Source organism: Shewanella sp. 6_MG-2023, from assembly GCF_030547195.1.
In the GTDB taxonomy this organism is placed as follows: Bacteria; Pseudomonadota; Gammaproteobacteria; order Enterobacterales; family Shewanellaceae; genus Shewanella.
In genome coordinates this window covers 42,468-62,705 of record NZ_JAUOQU010000017.1, presented here as the reverse complement: position 1 = coordinate 62,705, position 20,238 = coordinate 42,468, and the positions used below count along the sequence as shown (strand labels likewise).

The 20,238-nt window shown below is 43.1% G+C and carries 17 protein-coding genes; 16 read left to right on the top strand and 1 reads right to left on the bottom strand.

What is annotated here, in order from left to right; translation table 11 throughout:
- The first annotated feature begins 218 nt into the window (after positions 1-218).
- The 16 genes from Q4533_RS11525 to Q4533_RS11450 all read left to right on the top strand — a co-directional run bounded on the left by Q4533_RS11525 (position 219) and on the right by Q4533_RS11450 (position 18,436).
- Positions 219-683, top strand: a complete 465-nt coding sequence (locus Q4533_RS11525) for a DUF3305 domain-containing protein (RefSeq protein WP_076541409.1) — start codon at positions 219-221, stop codon at positions 681-683.
- A complete protein-coding gene (locus Q4533_RS11520; protein ID WP_102435958.1) occupies positions 683-1,306 on the top strand; it encodes a DUF3306 domain-containing protein in 624 nt (207 codons plus the stop codon). The genes Q4533_RS11525 and Q4533_RS11520 overlap by 1 nt, the downstream gene beginning before the upstream one ends.
- Before the next feature lie 152 nt (positions 1,307-1,458).
- Positions 1,459-3,138, top strand: a complete 1,680-nt coding sequence (locus Q4533_RS11515; RefSeq protein ID WP_303502770.1) for a 4Fe-4S binding protein — start codon at positions 1,459-1,461, stop codon at positions 3,136-3,138.
- A 10-nt stretch (positions 3,139-3,148) separates the two neighbouring features.
- On the top strand, positions 3,149-3,844 hold the full coding sequence (locus Q4533_RS11510) for a molecular chaperone (RefSeq protein ID WP_102435962.1): 696 nt from the start codon (positions 3,149-3,151) through the stop codon (positions 3,842-3,844).
- A gap of 136 nt (positions 3,845-3,980) precedes the next feature.
- A complete protein-coding gene (locus tag Q4533_RS11505) occupies positions 3,981-4,184 on the top strand; it encodes a twin-arginine translocation signal domain-containing protein (protein WP_102435964.1) in 204 nt (67 codons plus the stop codon).
- A gap of 17 nt (positions 4,185-4,201) precedes the next feature.
- Positions 4,202-7,051 carry a formate dehydrogenase subunit alpha gene (locus Q4533_RS11500; protein WP_303502769.1) on the top strand — a complete coding sequence of 950 codons (2,850 nt, stop codon included), beginning with the start codon at positions 4,202-4,204 and terminating at the stop codon, positions 7,049-7,051.
- 26 nt (positions 7,052-7,077) lie between these two features.
- Positions 7,078-7,674: a formate dehydrogenase FDH3 subunit beta gene (gene fdh3B / locus Q4533_RS11495; RefSeq protein ID WP_102435967.1), complete on the top strand. Its 597-nt coding sequence runs from the start codon at positions 7,078-7,080 to the stop codon at positions 7,672-7,674.
- Positions 7,675-7,722: 48 nt separating this feature from the next.
- Positions 7,723-8,733 (top strand): formate dehydrogenase subunit gamma, encoded by a 1,011-nt coding sequence (locus Q4533_RS11490; protein ID WP_303502768.1) that lies wholly within the window; start codon positions 7,723-7,725, stop codon positions 8,731-8,733.
- A 772-nt stretch (positions 8,734-9,505) separates the two neighbouring features.
- Entirely contained in the window at positions 9,506-9,703 is a 198-nt protein-coding gene (locus Q4533_RS11485) for a twin-arginine translocation signal domain-containing protein (protein ID WP_102435971.1), read from the top strand.
- Positions 9,704-9,720: 17 nt separating this feature from the next.
- Positions 9,721-12,576, top strand: a complete 2,856-nt coding sequence (locus tag Q4533_RS11480) for a formate dehydrogenase subunit alpha (RefSeq protein ID WP_303502767.1) — start codon at positions 9,721-9,723, stop codon at positions 12,574-12,576.
- A 28-nt stretch (positions 12,577-12,604) separates the two neighbouring features.
- Positions 12,605-13,174, top strand: a complete 570-nt coding sequence (fdh3B, locus tag Q4533_RS11475; protein WP_303502766.1) for a formate dehydrogenase FDH3 subunit beta — start codon at positions 12,605-12,607, stop codon at positions 13,172-13,174.
- A 74-nt stretch (positions 13,175-13,248) separates the two neighbouring features.
- Complete coding sequence (locus Q4533_RS11470) at positions 13,249-14,238, top strand: formate dehydrogenase subunit gamma (RefSeq protein WP_303502765.1); 990 nt, start codon at positions 13,249-13,251, stop codon at positions 14,236-14,238.
- A 319-nt stretch (positions 14,239-14,557) separates the two neighbouring features.
- Positions 14,558-15,895 carry a coproporphyrinogen III oxidase family protein gene (locus Q4533_RS11465; RefSeq protein WP_303502764.1) on the top strand — a complete coding sequence of 446 codons (1,338 nt, stop codon included), beginning with the start codon at positions 14,558-14,560 and terminating at the stop codon, positions 15,893-15,895.
- A gap of 171 nt (positions 15,896-16,066) precedes the next feature.
- Positions 16,067-16,921 (top strand): PfkB family carbohydrate kinase, encoded by an 855-nt coding sequence (locus tag Q4533_RS11460; protein WP_303502791.1) that lies wholly within the window; start codon positions 16,067-16,069, stop codon positions 16,919-16,921.
- Between the two features lie 395 nt (positions 16,922-17,316).
- Complete coding sequence (locus Q4533_RS11455) at positions 17,317-18,027, top strand: MOSC domain-containing protein (RefSeq protein WP_303502763.1); 711 nt, start codon at positions 17,317-17,319, stop codon at positions 18,025-18,027.
- 49 nt (positions 18,028-18,076) lie between these two features.
- Positions 18,077-18,436: a DUF4870 domain-containing protein gene (locus Q4533_RS11450; protein ID WP_102435982.1), complete on the top strand. Its 360-nt coding sequence runs from the start codon at positions 18,077-18,079 to the stop codon at positions 18,434-18,436.
- Between the two features lie 97 nt (positions 18,437-18,533).
- On the opposite strand, the gene Q4533_RS11445 is transcribed toward Q4533_RS11450, so the two are convergent.
- On the bottom strand, positions 18,534-20,183 hold the full coding sequence (locus tag Q4533_RS11445) for an electron transfer flavoprotein-ubiquinone oxidoreductase (protein ID WP_102435984.1): 1,650 nt from the start codon (positions 20,181-20,183) through the stop codon (positions 18,534-18,536).
- Positions 20,184-20,238: the final 55 nt, after the last annotated feature.

Here is a 20,238-nt window from a genome sequence, read left to right as displayed (position 1 = left end):
CAATATAGACAAATTGTCCTACTCTTAGTGGTAATTAGGAGATCTGGATCTAGCTTTTTGTTCTTATTTATCTGGCACTATTTTTGCAGTGTACTGATTAGTTAAGAGAAATAAAGTGGTTTTTAGCTTCTAAAAATAATCAAGAGCAACTTTTAAGTCGTTGTTAATATATATTTTATTTATTTCTTGTGGATTTATGTTTTAAGGGCAAGGCTTGTATGCAACACACTGAAAATGTTTGGCCTATGTATGTTTCGCTTAGAAAAGTCGAAAAAATGATGGGGCGTTGGCCCTCAATCACTTGGGAAGTGGAACAAATGGTTCCTGCGACTCATGAGGCACCTGAAGGGGCCAAATTAATATTGTTTCAACTTTATAAAGATGAACGTGGCAGTTACCGGATAAATTTAGACATGGATAACACCATGTTATATATCGTTTGTGATGAGTTATCGGATGGCACTTGGGTTCCTGCTGCTATCTCTGCAGACCAAAATATTGCCGCAGCCTGTTTGGAGTCTGAAACCCCAGTGCTGAATATCCCAATGCCAGAAGCACTGGCATGTTGGGTTGAAGCTTTCATCACCCGTCATGGCGAAGTTGAAATATCAGCTAAACGCCGTAAGCATGTGAACCGCCGAAAGGATACTGGCCCTAGCACAGATCACCTTCGGAGACATTAATGAGCAATAATTCGAAAGGTTTTTTCTCTCGTTGGACTGAGCGTCGTGAGCAAGTTGAAGCTGAAGCTGCTCGTGAGACTGAACTGCAGCAAAAGAGTGTGGCGGCAGAGGAAGAAAGCCTTGCTGACTCTTCCACTGAGGATGCCATACAAGAAGCGCCTCAGCCTGAGAAGATCCTTGAAGCTGAAGATTTACCGGATCCCGAAAAAATTGAAGTTGGAGGCAGTTTTGCTTCGTTTATGGGGGCGAATGTATCACCTCAAGCGAAATCAGCAGCGTTAAAAGCACTGTGGAAACAACCCCAATACAATGAAATCGACGGCTTACTCGAGTACGCCCTTGATTACAGTAATCAACCTAAATTGTCTGCCGAAGTTTCGGCTGAATTAGCCAAAAAAGTCTTCCGTAACGTCGTAAAAGACAAAGAAGAAACGGAAGAGCAAGAGTTACTTGCTCGTGAGGATGATGACACAGTTGTTGATACAACTGATGCCTCACCAGTATTAAATGATAAGAGCGAAATCGTGTCTGCCACTGACTTAGATACCAACCAAGACCAGAGTGATGTTCTGGGAATGGTTGATGAAGAAGCTATAACGGCTTCAAGTAGCGCTAAGGCTTAGTGTGTAGTTAAAAATTTTAGTCCACTATTTAGCGTATAAGGTGTTTTGTTTATCATTTTAAGCTGATGTATTTAAATAAATGTTTAAATACAAAATGGATTTGCAGCCCTGATAAATCACCTAAGCGTTAAAAAACTGTTCAGGAACGCAATGTGAGCAATAGTCAAACCCCGCTAGAACTAAAACAAGTTCGCCAGCAGGTATTAGCACAGACTCAAGTGATCCAAAACTTGATCCCGCCAACAGTCAGTTATACGACTGAAGGCAATGTGTTAGTCATCGGCCCAGAAGATTTGGCCCGATTAGCTGCGGATAAACTGTCAACCATGGCCAATACGGTTATTTTGGCAAATGAAGCCATTACCAGCCAAGATGAAGCTCATCTTGAAGCGGTAATGAACGCTGCAGTAAATAGCGAAAGCTATTACAACAAACTTATTTCTGTTAAAGGCTTTTTAGGTCAGTTTCAGGTAACCGTTGAGAATGAAGGCGCGGGTGAAAACCAAGCGGCGACTGAGTTAAGTCTTGTTGCTATTCGTAAGCCGCATTTTGATATGGTTTTAGACCTGAGCATGTCGCCATGTCTTAACCTTGAAATGCTACCACCAGGTTATTTCTATGTCGGTCAAGATGCAGATAAATTAGCTGATGCGCTGGAGCAAATTCCAGATTTAGTTGGTGAATTTGATAAGCCACGTTATGTGAAAGTGAACAGTGATATCTGTGCTCATAACCGTAATGGCGTCAATGGCTGTAATCGCTGTTTAAACTTCTGCCCTGCTGATGCAATTAGTAGCATCGAACAAAAAATCGAAATTGATCCTTACCTTTGTCATGGTGCGGGTAGTTGTACTAATGCTTGTCCTACAGGGGCTATCGCATTTGATTTACCAACGCCACAAGCACTTCATAGCTATATTCAAAAACTGGTTAGTCGTTACCTTGAGCAAGCACAAGCTGCCCCTGTCATCTTATTCCATGACGGTGCCGTTGGTGCAGAGCACATTACCGCAGATCTAGTGGGTGACATCATTCCAGTTGAGCTGGAAGAAATCACGGTTGCTAGCATTGATCATTGGATGTCAGCATTAGCATGGGGCGCACGTCAGGTATTGATCCTTAATACTGACGCGACAGCACCCACGTTAACGCAAATGTTAAATGGTGAACTAATATTAGCTAATAGTATTCTAGATGAAATGGGCCAACCTCAACGCATTAGCTTAATTGATACTCAAACACTAACGTCGTTGAGTGACAAACTGGCTATCAGCCTAGATTGGCCATTAATCGTACCTGCTGCGTTCACGCCAAGCACCAAGCGCGAAACATTATACGCTGCAATTGATCATTTAAATGAACAAGCAGCAGCGACTGATAGTGCCATTGCAATGAGTAATGTGCCTTACGGTGTAGTTAACGTCGAAGTTGATAAATGTACCTTGTGTATGTCTTGTGTAGCAACCTGCCCAACACAAGCATTAACCGATGGTGGTGAATCACCGTCACTGCATTTTGTAGAGCAAGACTGTGTGCAATGTGGTTTATGTGAAACCTCTTGTCCTGAAAACGTGATTAGCTTAACGCCGCAAATCAATTTGGACCAAGCAGCACGTCAGCAGCGTCAAACGTTAAAAGAAGAGCCTCCGTTCGAGTGTATTCGTTGCGGAACCGCTTTTGCTACACAATCGATGGTTCATAGAATGATCGATATGATTGGTGGACATTCTGCATTTAACGCCAATATTGAGCGCCTAAAAATGTGTGGTGATTGCCGCGTAAAAGATATGTTTGAAGACATTCTTGAAGACCCAGAGAAGCAACTTCGATAAGAGATCCAATATGACCGAATTAGTTAGAGAAATTTCAGAAAACGATCAGCTACGGGCAGATATTTACCAATTATTAGCTGCATTACTACGTCGCCATCCGAGTGAAGAACTGCTGTCATTTTTAGCTGACATCGAAATAGAAACAGAAGCTGAAGATGATAACGACATGAGCACGGCTTGGCTGGCGCTAAAGGCAGCTGCGACCCAGTACACACAAGAGCAACTTGAAGAAGAATACTTCAATATTTTCTTCGGTGTTGGCCGTGGTGAAGTATTGCCATACGGCAGCTGGTTTATGACAGGCTCGTTAATGGATAAGCCATTAGCACTGTTACGCCAAGATTTAATGCAATTAGGTTTTGCTCGCGAAGAAGACGTTAAAGAGCCAGAAGATCATGTTGCAGCATTATGTGAAGTGATGGGTACCTTGATTTTAGAGGCGCCAGGTTATCGTCAATTAGCATTTTATCAGCGCCATATTGGCAGCTGGATTGCGCGCTTTTGTGACACCTTAGAGAAAACACCGAGTGCAGCGTTTTATGTGCCTGTGGCGCAGCTAGCAAAAGCATTTTTCATCATTGAAGCCAATGAGTTTGAGCAACTAAGCTTAGATATTCCAGTTAATTGCCCAGGTTCTGAAGCCGAAAAAACTGCTGCTGATGAAGCAGACAAGATTGAACCATCAACCAATGAACTTGCCTCTTAGGTAATTTTTAGGCTGTTGGTGCAAAGATTTATGCCACAGAGTTTGACTCTGTGGCATAGACTGAAAAGGAAGGCAACTTCCATAAAAACAGAGAGTAATTTTACTCTTATAACACGCGTTAAATTAAGGAGAGACTATGAAGAAGCAAGCTTCCGACATGGGTCGTCGTCAAATGCTAAAAGCATTGGCTGTCGGCAGTGCCGCTGGCGCAGTTGCCACTGTTAGCGGACAAGCTCTTGCCGCCTCACCAGAAGCTACACCCGTTGTAGGTAAAAGTGATGGTTATAGAGAAACAGACCATGTACGTAGTTATTACGACACATTACGTAGTAGCAAGTAATTTAAGGAGAATATGTGATGCGATTAACCCGCAAAACAGAAGCAGTCAAAGTCGCAGATAAACCTGCACTTGGACTCAATCGTCGCCAATTTTTGAAGTCTGCAACCCTTGCTACAGGTGGTATTGCTGCCGCTTCAATGCTGGGCGCCGGAATGATGCGTAAAGCTGAAGCAAAAGATGTTGCTTACGATGCGCCGACTGAAGTGATACGTACTATTTGTTCTCACTGCTCAGTGGGCTGTGGTATTTATGCTGAAGTGCAAAATGGTGTATGGACAGGTCAAGAACCTGCATTCGATCACCCATTTAACGCTGGTGGCCATTGCGCCAAAGGTGCTGCACTGCGTGAACATGGTCATGGTGAAAAACGTCTTAAATACCCAATGAAGCTAGAAGGAGGCAAATGGAAGAAACTTTCTTGGGAGCAAGCCATTGAAGAAGTGGGTCAAAAAGCCCTCGATATTCGTCAAGAATCTGGTCCTGATTCAGTATTTTTCATGGGTAGTGCGAAGTTTTCAAACGAACAAGCTTATATGTACCGCAAATTGGCAGCAATGTGGGGCACCAACAATGTCGACCACTCTGCACGTATTTGTCACTCTACCACTGTAGCCGGTGTTGCAAACACTTGGGGCTACGGTGCGCAATCAAACTCTTTTAACGACATGCGTAGCTCGAAAGCGATGATGTTTATCGGTTCGAACCCTTGTGAAGCTCATCCGGTTTCAATGCAACACATCCTTGAAGGTAAAGAGCGCGGCGCGAAAATTATCGTAGTCGACCCGCGTTTCACTCGAACTGCAGCTAAGTCTGACGAGTTCGTGCATATTCGTCCTGGTACGGATATTCCTTACATTTATGGTTTGTTGTGGCACATTTTTGAAAATGGTTGGGAAGACCAAACATTCATCGACCAACGTGTATACGGTATGGAACGTATCCGTGAGGAAGTGAAAAAGTGGACCCCTGCCGAAGTTGAACATGTTGCTGGCGTGCCTGAAGCGCAGATGCATCGTGTCGCCAAGTTACTGGCTGAAACTAAGCCTGGTACTGTGGTTTGGTGTATGGGTGGGACTCAGCATCACATAGGTAATGCTAACACTCGTGCATACTGTATCCTCCAATTAGCCCTTGGTAATATGGGTGTTTCTGGTGGTGGAACTAACATCTTCCGTGGCCATGATAACGTTCAAGGTGCAACTGACTTTGGCTTATTGTTTGATACATTGCCAGGTTACTATGGCCTTAAAACAGGTTCATGGAAACATTGGTGTAATGTATGGGACTTGGATTACGAGTGGGTTAAAGCCCGTTTCGATCAAGAGCAACGTCTAGGTCAAGATCCAATGACTTCAACGGGTATTCCATGTTCTCGCTGGCATGATGGTGTCCTTGAAGACAAATCTAAGATTGCGCAGAAAGATAATATTCGTATGTCATTCTTCTGGGGGCAATCAGTCAATACTGAAACCCGTGGTCGTGAAGTGCGTGAAGCATTGAACAAAATGGATACAGTTGTTGTTGTGGACCCATTCCCAACGATGGCAGGTGTCATGCACGAACGAACTGACGGTGTGTATTTATTACCTGCTGCAACTCAGTTTGAAACATACGGTTCAGTCTCTGCTTCAAACCGTTCACTGCAGTGGCGCTCACAAGTTATCGAACCATTATTTGAGTCAAAAGCTGACCACATTATCATGTACAAGCTGGCGAAAAAATGGGGTATCGATGCTGAGTTCTGTAAGCATATTAAAGTTAATGGCGATGAGCCGTTGATTGAAGATATGACCCGTGAGTTCAACAAAGGTATGTGGACCATTGGTTACACTGGCCAGAGCCCTGAGCGTTTGAAAATGCACCAAGAAAACTGGGGCACATTCGATATGGAAAGCTTAGAAGCGCCAGGTGGTCCAGCTAAAGGTGAAACCTACGGTTTACCTTGGCCTTGTTGGGGTACGCCAGAAAACAAACATCCAGGTACGCAAATTCTTTACCGCACTGGACGTGAAGTTAAGTATGGTGGTGGTAACTTCCGTGCACGTTACGGTGTTGAGCATAACGGTAATAATATTCTTGCTGAAGGTTCTTATTCAAAAGGATCTGAAATCAAAGACGGTTTCCCAGAGTTCACCGCTGACATGCTGAAACAGCTTGGCTGGTGGGATGACTTAACTGCTGAAGAGAAAGTTCACGCTGAAGGTAAAAACTGGAAAACAGATATTTCTGGTGGTATTCAACGTGTTGCTATCAATCACGGTTGTATCCCATACGGTAATGCCAAAGCACGTTGTATTGTGTGGAACTTCCCAGATGATATCCCGATTCATCGCGAGCCGTTATATACCCCTCGTCGCGACTTAGTGGCTAAGTACCCAACTTACGAAGATCGTATGGTTGCACGTCTTCCAACTCTGTATAAGTCTATTCAAGAAAAAGACTTTGCTAAAGACTTCCCATTAGCGGTAACTACGGGTCGCTTAGTTGAGTATGAAGGTGGTGGTGAAGAAACACGCTCAAATCCATGGCTTGCAGAATTGCAGCAAGAAATGTTTATTGAGATTAACCCTGCTGATGCAGCCGACCGCGGCTTACGTGATGGTGATGATGTATTCGTTCACAGTCCAGAAGGCGCTAAAATCACAGTTAAAGCAATGGTGACTCCACGAGTCATTGCTGGTGAATGTTTCATGCCATACCATTTCGCGGGTGTATTCGAAGGCAAGAGCCTAGAGAAAAATTACCCTGAAGGAACCGTACCTTACATTATTGGTGAAGCTGCCAATACCGTAATGACCTATGGTTATGATGTTGTGACTCAGATGCAAGAGACTAAGTCTAGCTTGTGTCAGATCAGCAAAGCCTAATTAACTTGATGAGGAGATAAGCCATTATGGCAGTCATGAAATTTTTGTGTGACACAAAACGCTGCATCGAGTGTAACGGTTGCGTCACAGCTTGTAAGAACGAAAACGATTCCGCTTTAGAGTGGGGTATTCAGCGTCGCCGCGTGGTTACTATCAATGATGGTGAACCCGGTGAAGCGTCAATTTCTGTTGCATGTATGCATTGTACCGATGCTCCTTGTATGGCCGTTTGTCCGGCGGATTGTTTCTATCAAACCGACGATGGCATTGTGCTACACGATAAAGATACTTGTATCGGTTGTGGTTACTGTTTTTATGCATGTCCTTTTGGAGCGCCACAGTTCCCGAAAAAGACCGCATTTGGTAGCCGCGGTAAAATGGATAAATGTACTTTCTGTGCCGGTGGCCCAGAAGAAAACCATTCCGATGCCGAGCGTCAGAAGTACGGTGCAAACCGTATTGCTGAAGGTAAGTTACCTATGTGTGCTGAGCTTTGTTCAACTAAAGCCCTGCTTGCTGGTGATGCCGAAATCGTATCGAGTATCTATCGCGAACGTATGTCTAAGCGCGGTAATCCGAATACCATTTGGGGCTATGATCCTAAAACGGGTGATATGGTTTAGACAGTGCAAAGGTTACGGGCTTTGTCCGTAACCAAGCAAGGAGTGACAATGTTAAACAAACAGTTAAACAAATCACTGCGTAGCTTGTTTGCTCTGTTGGTTCTGGTGATGGGGTTAGGTTTTGCAACCACAACCTTAGCGGCAGATGAACAATCAAGTAAGCAGCAGGCAGGGAAGGAAAACCCGGCTGAATTATGGCGAGCAGTTAAAGCCGGCGATTCTGGTTTTACAACAGCTCAAGGTATTGAACCCGGCGTACTGATTAATGTTGCGGGCAATCAAGGTCGAATAATCAGAGATGACTATATTACTCCCGGAGTGGCGTTAGCTCTCGTAGGTGTATTTGCTGCATTTTTACTATTCTACTTTGTTAATGGCCCAGCAAAATTGGCGAAGGGGTATTCAGGCAAGATGGTTGAGCGATGGTCTAAAGCAGATATTTGGCTGCATTGGATTATGGCCGTTGCCTGTTTAACGTTAATGCTAACTGGTCTGGTGATCATACTAGGTAAAATTGTTATTCAGCCCTATGTCGGTGCGAGTATTTGGGCTGGAATTATAGCCTTTTGCAAGCTAGTGCATGATTGGGTTGGTCCAGTCTTTATCGTATCTTGGTTACTGAGTATCGTTAAGTGGATGCCACTGCAAACCTTTAAGATGTATGATTTAAAATGGTTTTTAGTGGTTGGTGGTTACATCAATTTCGGTCCATTTAAAGGTAAGCATCCAGATAGTGGTTTTGCCAACGCCGGTGAAAAAATGTGGTTTTGGACATTAGTGTTCTTTGGCCTCTTTATCAGCGTATCAGGCATCATGCTAGTGTTACCGGGATTAGATTTACCCCGTGAAGCTTCAATGGCCGCGCTACTTATTCACGGCATTAGTGCTGCGATTCTCATTGCATTTACCATTGTGCATATTTGGATGGCAACAGCATTGAGTGAAGGTGGTATGGAATCCATGGTTTCAGGCTATTGTGATGAAAATTGGGCAGTGCAGCATCACAATGTTTGGTTCGATGAAATCAAAGCTAACGGTTCGATAAAATATCAGAAGTGATAGTGAGTTAGCCTTTTGCTGATTTAGTCACTTAATTACTTTCAAAACACCTCAACTGAGTCTATCTTGTTGAGGTGTTTTTATATCTGCCTGTTGGCGGAACGGGTAGTTTTGTCAGTACCTATTTTATTGCTCGCAGCAGGCGAATAAATCGCTTAATTTAGGCCGCTATTCCAACAGCTATTCCAAGAGCTACTTGGACCAATTTTAGTGGCTTATTGATTGCAGTTATTACTGAATTTTCTTGGACGCTTTCTGCGTGCTACTCATGCTACAAAGTAACTTGCTTGTTAATATTTACTGAGTGATTTGTGGGCAGCTAACTATTGGTTATTTTAATAACCAAAAGCACTATAGGTACAGGTTGTAAGTCCTAAAAGTTATATGGTTGCTGTGGTGTTTATTTAGACAAAAACTGTATAAAAATCCTTTTAACTCAATCGCTTTGTTAAATTATTTAACATTGTAAATGCAGCTAAAATCCCACCCCAAAGTCTTGTTCTCACACGGCATGATTTGAAAACATGACCCAGTTAACGCTTTCTTTATTTATTGGTTATTTTAGGCCAATGAACAGGTGTTAGATCATATTATTTCAGCCTCTCTCTCTATATATTAGCGGCGTAAATTTGTGGACTAGATTCATTTATATGTGTTTTTACCTTTTTAGCTCATCCACTTAACTATTGATTAACAATGGTGTTTGGTAACTAAAAAGGCCTAAGAGGGCATCTGCATGATAAGCAGATGTGTATTAAACCCAGGAGTAAAGATGAAGAAGCAACAGCCTGATCTGAACCGCAGATCTTTGCTGAAAGCCATCACCGTAGGTAGCGCTGCTACTGCAGCAATTGCTGTTTCAGGTGTGAGTGTGGCAAAAGCAACCGAGAGTAACATTAGTATCAAAGGTTCTAATGGTTACAAAGAAACTGCGCATATTCGTAGCTACTACGATAGCTTACGCGGATAATTCAGGAGAAATAAGCGATGAAGTTAACTCGCAAGTCTACAGCAGCACCTAAAGCTGCTAGCAAGTCGCTCGGTATCAACCGTCGTCAATTTATGAAGAATGCAGGTATTGCTACTGGTGGTATCGCCGCTGCTTCATTAATGGGCACTGGCATGATGCGTCGAGCTGAAGCAAAAGAAATTGCTCATGATGCACCAACTGAAATCAAACGTACTGTATGTTCTGCATGTGCAGTTGGTTGTGGTTTATACGCTGAAGTACAAAATGGCGTTTGGACAGGTCAAGAACCTGCATTCGATCACCCATTTAACGCTGGTGGACATTGTGCTAAAGGTGCTGCATTACGTGAACATGGTCACGGTGAGAAGCGTCTTAAATACCCAATGAAATTGGTTGATGGCAAGTGGAAGAAACTATCTTGGGAGCAAGCTTACAACGAAGTTGGCGACAAGATGCAAGATATCCGTGAAGAGTCAGGTCCTGATTCAGTTTACTTCATGGGTAGTGCTAAGTTCTCGAACGAAGGTTGTTACATGTACCGTAAATTTGCGGCTATGTGGGGCACAAACAACATCGATCACTCTGCACGTATTTGTCACTCTACCACTGTAGCTGGTGTTGCAAACACTTGGGGCTATGGTGCGCAAACTAACTCTTTCAATGATATCCAGAATGCAAATGCAATCTTCTTCATCGGTGCAAACCCGGCTGAAGCGCATCCAGTTGCAATGCAGCATATCTTATTAGCGAAAGAGAAAAACAACGCGAAAATCATCGTTGTTGATCCTCGTTTCTCACGTACTGCCGCGCACGCTGACCTACATTGTGGTCTTCGTCCTGGTACTGATATTCCATTCATCTACGGTATGCTTTGGCACATCTTTGAAAATGGTTGGGAAGACAAGACGTTCATCAAAGAACGTGTTTTCGAAATGGAATCAATTCGCGAAGAAGTGAAAAAATTCCCGCCTAAAGAAGTTGCTGATGTAACTGGCTGTAGCGAAGAAGAAGTTTACCAAGCTGCGAAAATGATGGCAGATAACCGTCCAGGTACTGTTGTTTGGTGTATGGGTGGTACTCAGCATCACGTAGGTAATGCTAACACTCGTGCTTACTGTATCCTTCAATTAGCCCTTGGTAACATGGGTGTTAAAGGCGGCGGAACAAACATTTTCCGTGGTCACGATAACGTACAGGGTGCGACTGACTTAGGTTTGTTATTTGATAACTTACCAGGTTACTACGGTCTGACTTCTGGCGCTTGGGATCACTGGACGAACGTTTGGGATCTTGAAAAATCTTGGGTTAGTAATCGTTTCGACCAAGGTACTTACTTAGGTCGCGACCCAATGACCACTCCTGGTATTCCTTGTTCTCGCTGGCACGATGGTGTGTTAGAAGAGAAGGGTAAACTAGCGCAGAATGACAACATCCGTATGGCATTCTTCTGGGGTCAATCTGTTAACACTGAAACTCGTCAAAGCGAAGTGCGTGATGCATTAGATAAGATGGACACAGTTGTTGTTGTGGATCCATTCCCAACTATGGCGGGTGTTATGCATCGTCGTCAGAACGGTGTTTACTTGCTTCCAGCTGCGACTCAGTTCGAAACTGAAGGTTCAGTATCTAACTCTGGCCGTAGTCAGCAGTGGCGTGAAAAGGTTATCGAGCCTTTATTCGAATCAAAAACTGACCTTGAGATCATGTACCGTCTATCTCAAAAGCTTGGTTTTGCAGAGCAATACACTAAACGTATCGCTAAAGATGCCAATGACATCCTAGTTATTGAAGACATCACTCGCGAAATCAACCGCGGTATGTGGACTATTGGTATGACAGGTCAAAGCCCTGAGCGTATCAAAGAGCACACTCAAAACTGGGGCACGTTCAGCAACAAGACTCTTGAAGCTGCTGGCGGACCTGCTAAAGGCGAAACTTATGGTTTACCTTGGCCTTGTTGGGGTACGCCAGAGCAGAAGCATCCTGGTACTCAAATCCTGTATAACACAAGCAAACACGTTAAAGACGGTGGTGGTAACTTCCGTGCACGTTACGGTGTTGAATACAAAGGTGAGAACATTCTTGCTAATGGCAGCTTCTCTAAAGGCGCTGAAATCACTGATGGTTACCCAGAGTTCTCTGCACAAATGCTTAAGCAATTAGGTTGGTGGGACGAACTAACAGCTGAAGAAAAAGCATCAGCTGAAGGTAAAAACTGGAAAACTGATTTGCTAGGCGGCATCGTACGTGTTGCTATTAATCACGGTTGTATTCCATTCGGTAACGCTAAAGCGCGTTGTATCGTTTGGACTTTCCCAGATATCGTACCTATTCACCGTGAGCCGTTATACACATCTCGTCGTGATCTTGTGTCTAAGTACCCAACTTACGATGATATGCAAGTACATCGCTTACCAACTCTTTACAAGTCAATCCAAGAGAAAGACACGTCAGCTAAGTACCCATTAGTACTGACTTCTGGTCGTTTGGTTGAGTATGAAGGTGGTGGTGAAGAGTCTCGTTCTAACCCTTGGCTTGCAGAGCTTCAACAAGAAATGTTTGTTGAAATGAACCCTGCTGATGCCGCAGATCGTAGTCTACGTGACGGTGATACTGTGTGGTTAGAAGGTGCTGAAGGTGGCCGTATTAAGATTAAAGTTATGGTTACTCCACGCGTTAAACCAGGTGTTACTTGGATGCCTTACCACTTCGCGGGTGTTATGCATGGCGAAAGCTTAGCGCCTAACTATCCAGAAGGTACTGTTCCTTACGTAATAGGTGAGTCTTGTAACACTGCAATGACTTACGGTTATGACCCTGTGACACAAATGCAGGAAACTAAGGCATCGCTTTGTCAGGTAGAGAAAGCGTAACAGCAGTTTAAGCTAGGAGAATTGCCGAATGGCTACAATGAAATTTTTATGTGATACCAAGCGCTGCATCGAATGTAATGGTTGTGTCACAGCTTGTAAAAACGAAAACGACTCTGCTTTAGAGTGGGGAATTCAACGTCGTCGCGTAGTGACGATTAATGACGGTGAGCCAGGTGAAGCATCTATCTCAGTGGCATGTATGCACTGTAGTGATGCACCTTGTATGGCAGTATGTCCTGCAAACTGTTTCTACAAAACTGATGATGGTATCGTACTGCACGACAAAGATACTTGTATCGGTTGTGGTTACTGTTTATATGCATGTCCATTCGGAGCGCCTCAGTTCCCTCAAGGCGGCGCTTTTGGTGCTCGCGGTAAGATGGACAAGTGTACTTTCTGTGCTGGTGGCCCAGAAGCTGATCACTCTAATGAAGAGCGTCAGAAATATGGTGCTAACCGTGTCGCTGAAGGTAAACTTCCAATGTGTGCTGAGCTTTGTTCAACCAAAGCACTGCTTGCAGGTGATGCAGAAATCGTTTCTGCTATCTTCCGCGAGCGTGTTGCATACCGCGGAGCTAACAAAGGTGTTTGGGGTTAATCTCCAAGCGTGTTAGTCAGCTTAGCTATGATGCCTAGGGCAACCTAGGCATCGAATAGCATAGAGGATGTAATATGAACAAGTGGTTCAAACAAATTGGCGTTGTTATCGCACTGATGTTCAGTGTCATGACCTTCGCCCACGCAAGTGGAAATGTTGAAGAGTCTCTAACCGTTCAAGATGGCAATGCGCAATTATGGGCACAGCTTAAAGACGGTGTAGAAGGTCGCACTACTTCAACCAGTGAGTTCCATGCACAGCCAATCAATACTTATGATTTGCGTGTATTTCAACTTCGTAGTGACTTGCTAGCGCCTGCTTTACTAGCGTCATTATTTGGTATGATTATCATCTTTGTACTATTTATGAAAATAAACGGTATTTCAAAACTGCACGGTGGTTTCACCGGAAAGATGGTATATCGTTGGTCTAAATTTGATGTATCAATTCATTGGCTTGGTGCGATTCCATGTATGTTATTGATATTGACAGGTTTAGTACTATTGGCTGGCCGTTATTTCTTCCAACCGTATATTAGTGAAGGAATGTGGTCTAGCTTAGTCTACATTGCTAAAGAAGTTCACGATTATATGGCTATCCCATTCATGTTGGGTTGGGCGTTAATGGTTGGGCTTTGGGCTAAAAACCAAATGCCAAAAATGTACGATATTAAATGGATGATGGTTGTTGGTGGTTACATCAATTTCGGTCCATTTAAAGGCAAGCATCCAGATGCGGGCTTTGCTAATGCTGGTGAAAAACTGTGGTTTTGGGCATTCGCATTATTTGGTTTAATCATCTCAGTATCAGGAATGTTATTACTATTCCCGAACTTATTTGAACCAAGCCGTACCTTAAGTTTGATTGCACTAGTTACTCACTCAGTGAGCGCTATCGTAATCTGTGCTTTTTCTATCGTGCATATCTTCATGGCAACCGCTATGTCAGAAGGTGGTATGGATTGTATGGTTTCAGGCTACTGTGATGAGCAGTGGGCGAAACAACATCACAACCTTTGGTATGATGAAATTAAAGCTAATGGCGAACTAAAATATAAAGACTAATTAGTCTTATAGATTACTCTCCATAGTGAAAAACACCTCCAACAACTTCGGTTTTGGGGGTGTTTTTGTACCTGAGCCGTAAAGTACATGTCCGCAACAATAGTTTTCCTTAGTGTTAACAAAGTGATATTTTACATTAGAAGTTGATTGTTTAATGAATGCTAATTTGTGATCTCGATGGTAAAAATCAACTCATATGGTTGTTATTAATCGACAACTTCTAGATAGTTAACATTCTAGCTGCATGAATCAGAGTATCCTGCTTGACTTGCAGCTTGTAAGTGTTGCTTGCGTGACCCTTTTTTAAATAGGAATTGTTATGTCATCCATTATCCGCCCATCAGATAAAATTATTCAATCACCTTATCAGGCCAATATCACCACGCCAGATTGGATGATCAGTGCTATGGAAAAAGTGATGCAATTTTACGTCGATCGTAATTTGCGTTTAGACACGGTTTCAGCGGAAATGATGCCAGCACCAGTAGAAGGTAAAAAATACATGCTGTATGCGCATGTGCCTTTTTGTCATACCTTGTGTTCATACTGTACTTTCCATCGTTTCTTATTTAATGAAGATAAAGCTCGTCGCTATTTCGTTTCTTTACGAAAAGAAATGGATATGGTTAAAAACCTCGGCTATGACTTTGAATCTATGTATATCGGTGGTGGCACCACCACGGTATTAGAAGATGAATTGGCTCGTACCATCGAGCATGCTAAAACCCTATTCCCGAATATTAAAGAGGTATCGTGTGAATCCGATCCTCAGCACTTAGACAGCCCTGGCTTTAAGCAGTTAGAAGGCTTAGTCGATCGTATGTCTATTGGTGTGCAAAGCTTTAATGATGACATTTTAGCGATGACAGACCGCATTGAGAAATTCGGTACCGGTCAGCAAACATTTGATAAAATTATGGCGGCAAAAGAGCTGTTCCCGATTATCAATGTTGATTTGATTTTTGGTTTCCGCGGTCAAACAGATGAAGTTATTCAGCATGATTTAGATATGGCATCTAAGCTAGACCCTCGTCAAATCACCACTTATCCATTGATGATTACTCACCAAACACGTAAGAGTGTTAAGGGTAAATTAGCCGCTCCTCATGGTGATATGGCCCGTCAGTATCGTCAAATTCTTAATACCTTAAATGGTCAATATACTCAGCTATCAGGTTGGGCATTTGGTAAAGCGCAGAACGAAGGCTTTGATGAGTATGTTATTGATTATGATGAATACTTAGGCGTAGGTTCAGGTTCATTTAGTTTCTTAGATGACACCTTATACGTGAATACCTTCTCGCTTAAAAAATACCAAGAGCGCATTGCCAATGGCAAAATGGGTGTCGAGCAACAAAAGCAATATGGCAAGAAAGAAGTGATGCAATATCGCTTCTTACTGGGCATGTTCTCTGGTCGTTTATCACGTAAGTATTTCCGTGAAACCTTCGGCGTTAACTTAGATACCGCATTGTTTAAAGAAATGGCCTCAATGAGAGCCATAGGTGCAATTAAAAATGACCCGAACGATCCTGATAACCTCATTTGGACCGATAACGGTAAAATGATGGGCTTATTGATGATGAAAGAATTTTATTCAGGCATGGATAATGTTCGCGCTCAATTACGTAAACCCTTGCAAGCCGCTGATATGTAAGCGCCCCAAGCTTGAGAAATAAGTTAATGAAAGGCAGTGACCATGGTCACTGCCTTTTTTGTTATTTGCAGTATACTGATTTTGAATGCATCATCACTGTCCCACCATCCTCGTCATTTTTATCATGATGATTTTGGTGCATTGGACATTGGATTGTTAAAAGAGACCGCTATGGCTAATATTTTACTGCTTGCCAACATTAACTGTGACCGCTTACTGGAATTAGATAAACCGCTGCAAACCGGAGGTCGCTTTCATTATCAAGATGGCGGCTTACGGCTCGGTGGCGGTGGTGCTAATACCGGCATCGGTTTGGTATGGGCTGGGCACAATGTCTCGTTAGTGAGCCAAGTGGGCTCTGACAAGATAGGTAATTGGATTTTGGCTCAAGCCAGCACCAAGGGGCTAGATTGCCGCTTAGTGGAACGCTTTGATGGCGCAACCTGTGAAATGTTATTGGTGATGACGCCCGATGGTGAACGCACTATTATCCGCCCACAAAGACCCCTATTTGAACTAAGCACGCCGCCAAACTGGCAACAATGGGATGCGCTATACACTAACTCATCAGCTAAAGGCATTAGTCAATGGACCGCATCAGCCCTTGATCATTGCTTGGTCGTATCGCAGTTAGCTAAAGATGAGCGGGTACGACCATGCCATATTTTAATTGCTTCAATTACCGATATGCATGGCCGCTGTGATGACAATAAGTGGGATTTTGCCGCTAAAATTGCCGGTGAGTCATTGCAATACTTTGTGGTCACCGATGGCGAGAATGGGGCGATAGCCTATAGTGCCAATGAACAGTTTCATGTACCAGCAGTAACAGCGCAAGTGTTAGATACTACAGGGGCTGGAGATGCCTTTGCCGCAGGCTTAATCCATTATTTATGCCAGCAAAAAACCATTACCCAAGCCATGGAAGAAGGGGCAAGATGGGCCGCCATTGCCGTGGCTACTGCCAGCTCAGTCCCAGGAGATGCGCTGCAGCATTATCTTCAATCAAAAAAACATAGTGAGTAACTGAAATTAACTCAGTTTAAATAGTGGGCGAATATTTTTGGCTAATTGCTGTTAGTTATCATTTTACTGTCGCCTCAGGTCATATTTTTATCATAAAAGTGTCCTTGTTCTGTCATGTGAGACGATTATTATGACAAGGTAACTTATTGAACAGGATGCTTTATATGGCTTTTTGTTGAAAAAGTTTCTTCCATTTCTGGGATACGTTAATGCCCAATGTAATTTGAAAGATTTATGCCCCTGCAATCTCCCCATTTGCAGGGGCTTTTTGTTTAGCATCGCTCTTTTGTGTTAGGGCTAAAAATGCGCTTTGAAAATTCTCTATAGTAAGCACTGCTATAAGCCTGCTATATTCTTAAATAATCCAATCCCTTGTTAATTAAGAGTTACTGCTCATGGATGCTCAGTTGCTGGTTAAAAAAATTTCCGCCTTATATCAAGGAGAACAAGTTAGTGCTCTTGGTGATCAGAAGCACCTTATTGATAGTGGCATTAACAATAAACAACTCGCCCAAACCCTTATCGTCTCCAAGCTGGGCGTAACAGGCGATGGCCAAGCAGATCCACAGCATCATGGCGGCAGCGATCGGGTACTGCATCACTTTCCTCGAGAGCATTATGGCCAATATCGTCGTTGGGATTTAATGGCAGGTTTTAAAGATGCGCCTGCCATGGGCGAAAATATCAGTAGCGTTGGCTTAGATGAATCACAGGTCAATATTGGCGATATTATTCAAATTGGCACTACGCTATTGCAAGTCACCCAGCCTCGTTCGCCCTGTTTTAAGCTTAACTTACAGTTTGGTCACCCTCAATTTGCCCTTGCTATGCAACAAACTGCGATGTGTGGTTGGTTTTATAAAGTCTTGCAACAAGGTGAAATTAACGCTGGTGATAGCATTTATTTAGTCGAGCGAAAATCGAATATCTCTATTGCTGAGGCGATGAAAATTTACTTTCTAGCAGAAGTGAATATCGAACAATATTCGACTCTGTTGCACTGTGAAGGGTTAGCGCAAACTTGGGTTGCTAGCTTACAAAAACGAATTCAAACGCAAACAATAGAGAACTGGCATTACCGTTTATATGGGCCAGCGCAAAACTAGAAACAGCGACATCAAAATTAAATCAGTAATATAAATAATAGGGAAAATCATGAGTGACTCAGTGGATACAGTAGAAAAAGAAGCACGTAATATGGGCTTGTTGGTGTATGCGGCAAGTTTTGCTGGTTATATTATTCCACTGGGCAGCATTATTGGACCACTAATCGTGTGGTTGATGAAACGTGATGAATTTAAATTTGTTGATGAGTGCGGGAAAAACTGTCTCAACTTTAAATTGAGCTTACTCATTTATGCCATCGTCAGTTCTATTTTAGCCTTTATTGGTATTGGCTTTATATTGCTTATTCTTTTAGGGTTGATGGATATCATTTGTACCATTATTGCCATTATCAGGGCAGGCGAAGGTATCGCATATCGCTATCCATTAACGATTAACTTCATAAAGTAATGACGTTGAAAATCATTTAGAGCCTATATTGCTTGCAACAAAAAGCCGCATTGTTTATATGCGGCTTTTTAGTGGCTGAAACACATCTAAATAAAGATTACATGTTCGGGTAGTTTGGACCACCGCCACCTTCAGGGGTGACCCAAGTGATATTTTGACTTGGATCTTTAATGTCGCATGTTTTGCAGTGAATACAATTTTGCGCATTAATCACAAACTTGTTTTCAGCGCCGTCGGTAACCACTTCATACACGCCAGCAGGGCAGTAACGCTGGGCTGGCTCGTTGAACTTAACTAGGTTTACCGCGATAGGGATCGAAGGGTCTTTTAAATGTAAATGACACTGCTGATCTTCTTCATGGTAAGTATTAGATAGGTAAACTGACGATAATTTATCGAAACTTAATTTGCCATCAGGTTTAGGGTACTGAATTTCTTTGAAGTCTTTAGCTAAGCCCATTTCTGCATGATCTGGAGCTTCATCACGTAAGGTGATTGGAAATTTACCGCCGAACCAGTTTTGGTCGATATAGTTAAATGCACCGCCAAGGTAAGTACCAAACTTATGTAAAGCAGGGCCAAAATTGCGAGATTTAACCAGCTCTTCATGGAGCCAGCTTTTTTCTATGCGCGTTTGGAAACAATCTAAATCTTTACCTGCTTCAACCCCAGCCATTAATGCTTCCGCTAAGGTTTCTGCAGCGACAATACCGCTCTTCATTGCGGTATGGGTGCCTTTAATTTTGGCAAAGTTTAGCGTACCTGCATCACAACCAATTAATAAGCCGCCAGGAAAGCTCATTTTAGGTAATGAGTTAAGCCCACCTTTTGCAATTGCTCTTGCGCCATAAGTAATACGCTCACCACCCGATAAAGTTTGTGCGATAACCGGATGCTGTTTATAACGCTGAAATTCATCGAACGGACTGATGTGAGGGTTTTTATAGTTAAGGTCGATAATCAGTCCAACTGCCACTTGGTTATCTTCCATGTGGTATAGAAAGCCGCCGCCAGATGCACCATCATTTAAGGGCCAGCCACCTGTGTGTACCACTTTACCTTGCTGATGCTGTTCAGCAGGGATTTTCCACATTTCCTTAAAGCCTAAGCCGTAATGCTGTGGCGTTTTACCATTATCTAGATGATATTTTGCAATTAACTCTTTACCTAAATGACCACGACAACCTTCTGAAAACACCGTGTATTTAGCGTGAAGTTCCATGCCCGGCATATAGCTGTCTTTAGGCTGACCATCAATGCCAACACCCATATCGCCAATTAAAATACCTTTAACGCTATTATCGGTATTGTAAAGTACCTCACTGGCCGCAAAACCAGGGAAAATTTCTACCCCTAATGCTTCAGCGCGCTCAGCTAACCAGCGAGCGAGGTTACCGACACTGATGATGTAGTTGCCATCATTGTGCATGGTTTTTGGCACTAAGCTATTGGACATCAACTGCGATTTACTATCAGAGCTCAATAGGTAGATTTCATCGTGAGAGACTTTAGTATTAAGTGGAATGTCTGAATCGCGCCAATCAGAGAATAGCTCATCCAATACCGTTGGTTCAAATACGGCACCGGACAGAATATGAGCGCCGACTTCAGATCCTTTCTCAACCACGCAGACAGTCATTTCCTTGCCTGCATCTTGTGATATTTGCATTAATCGACAAGCAGTCGCGAGTCCGGCAGGGCCAGCACCAACGATAACTACGTCGAATTCCATTGATTCGCGTTCCATCATTTCACCTTAGTTCTTAATTTCCCGTTTTTTGGCGGGTTTGTTATTTTTTTGT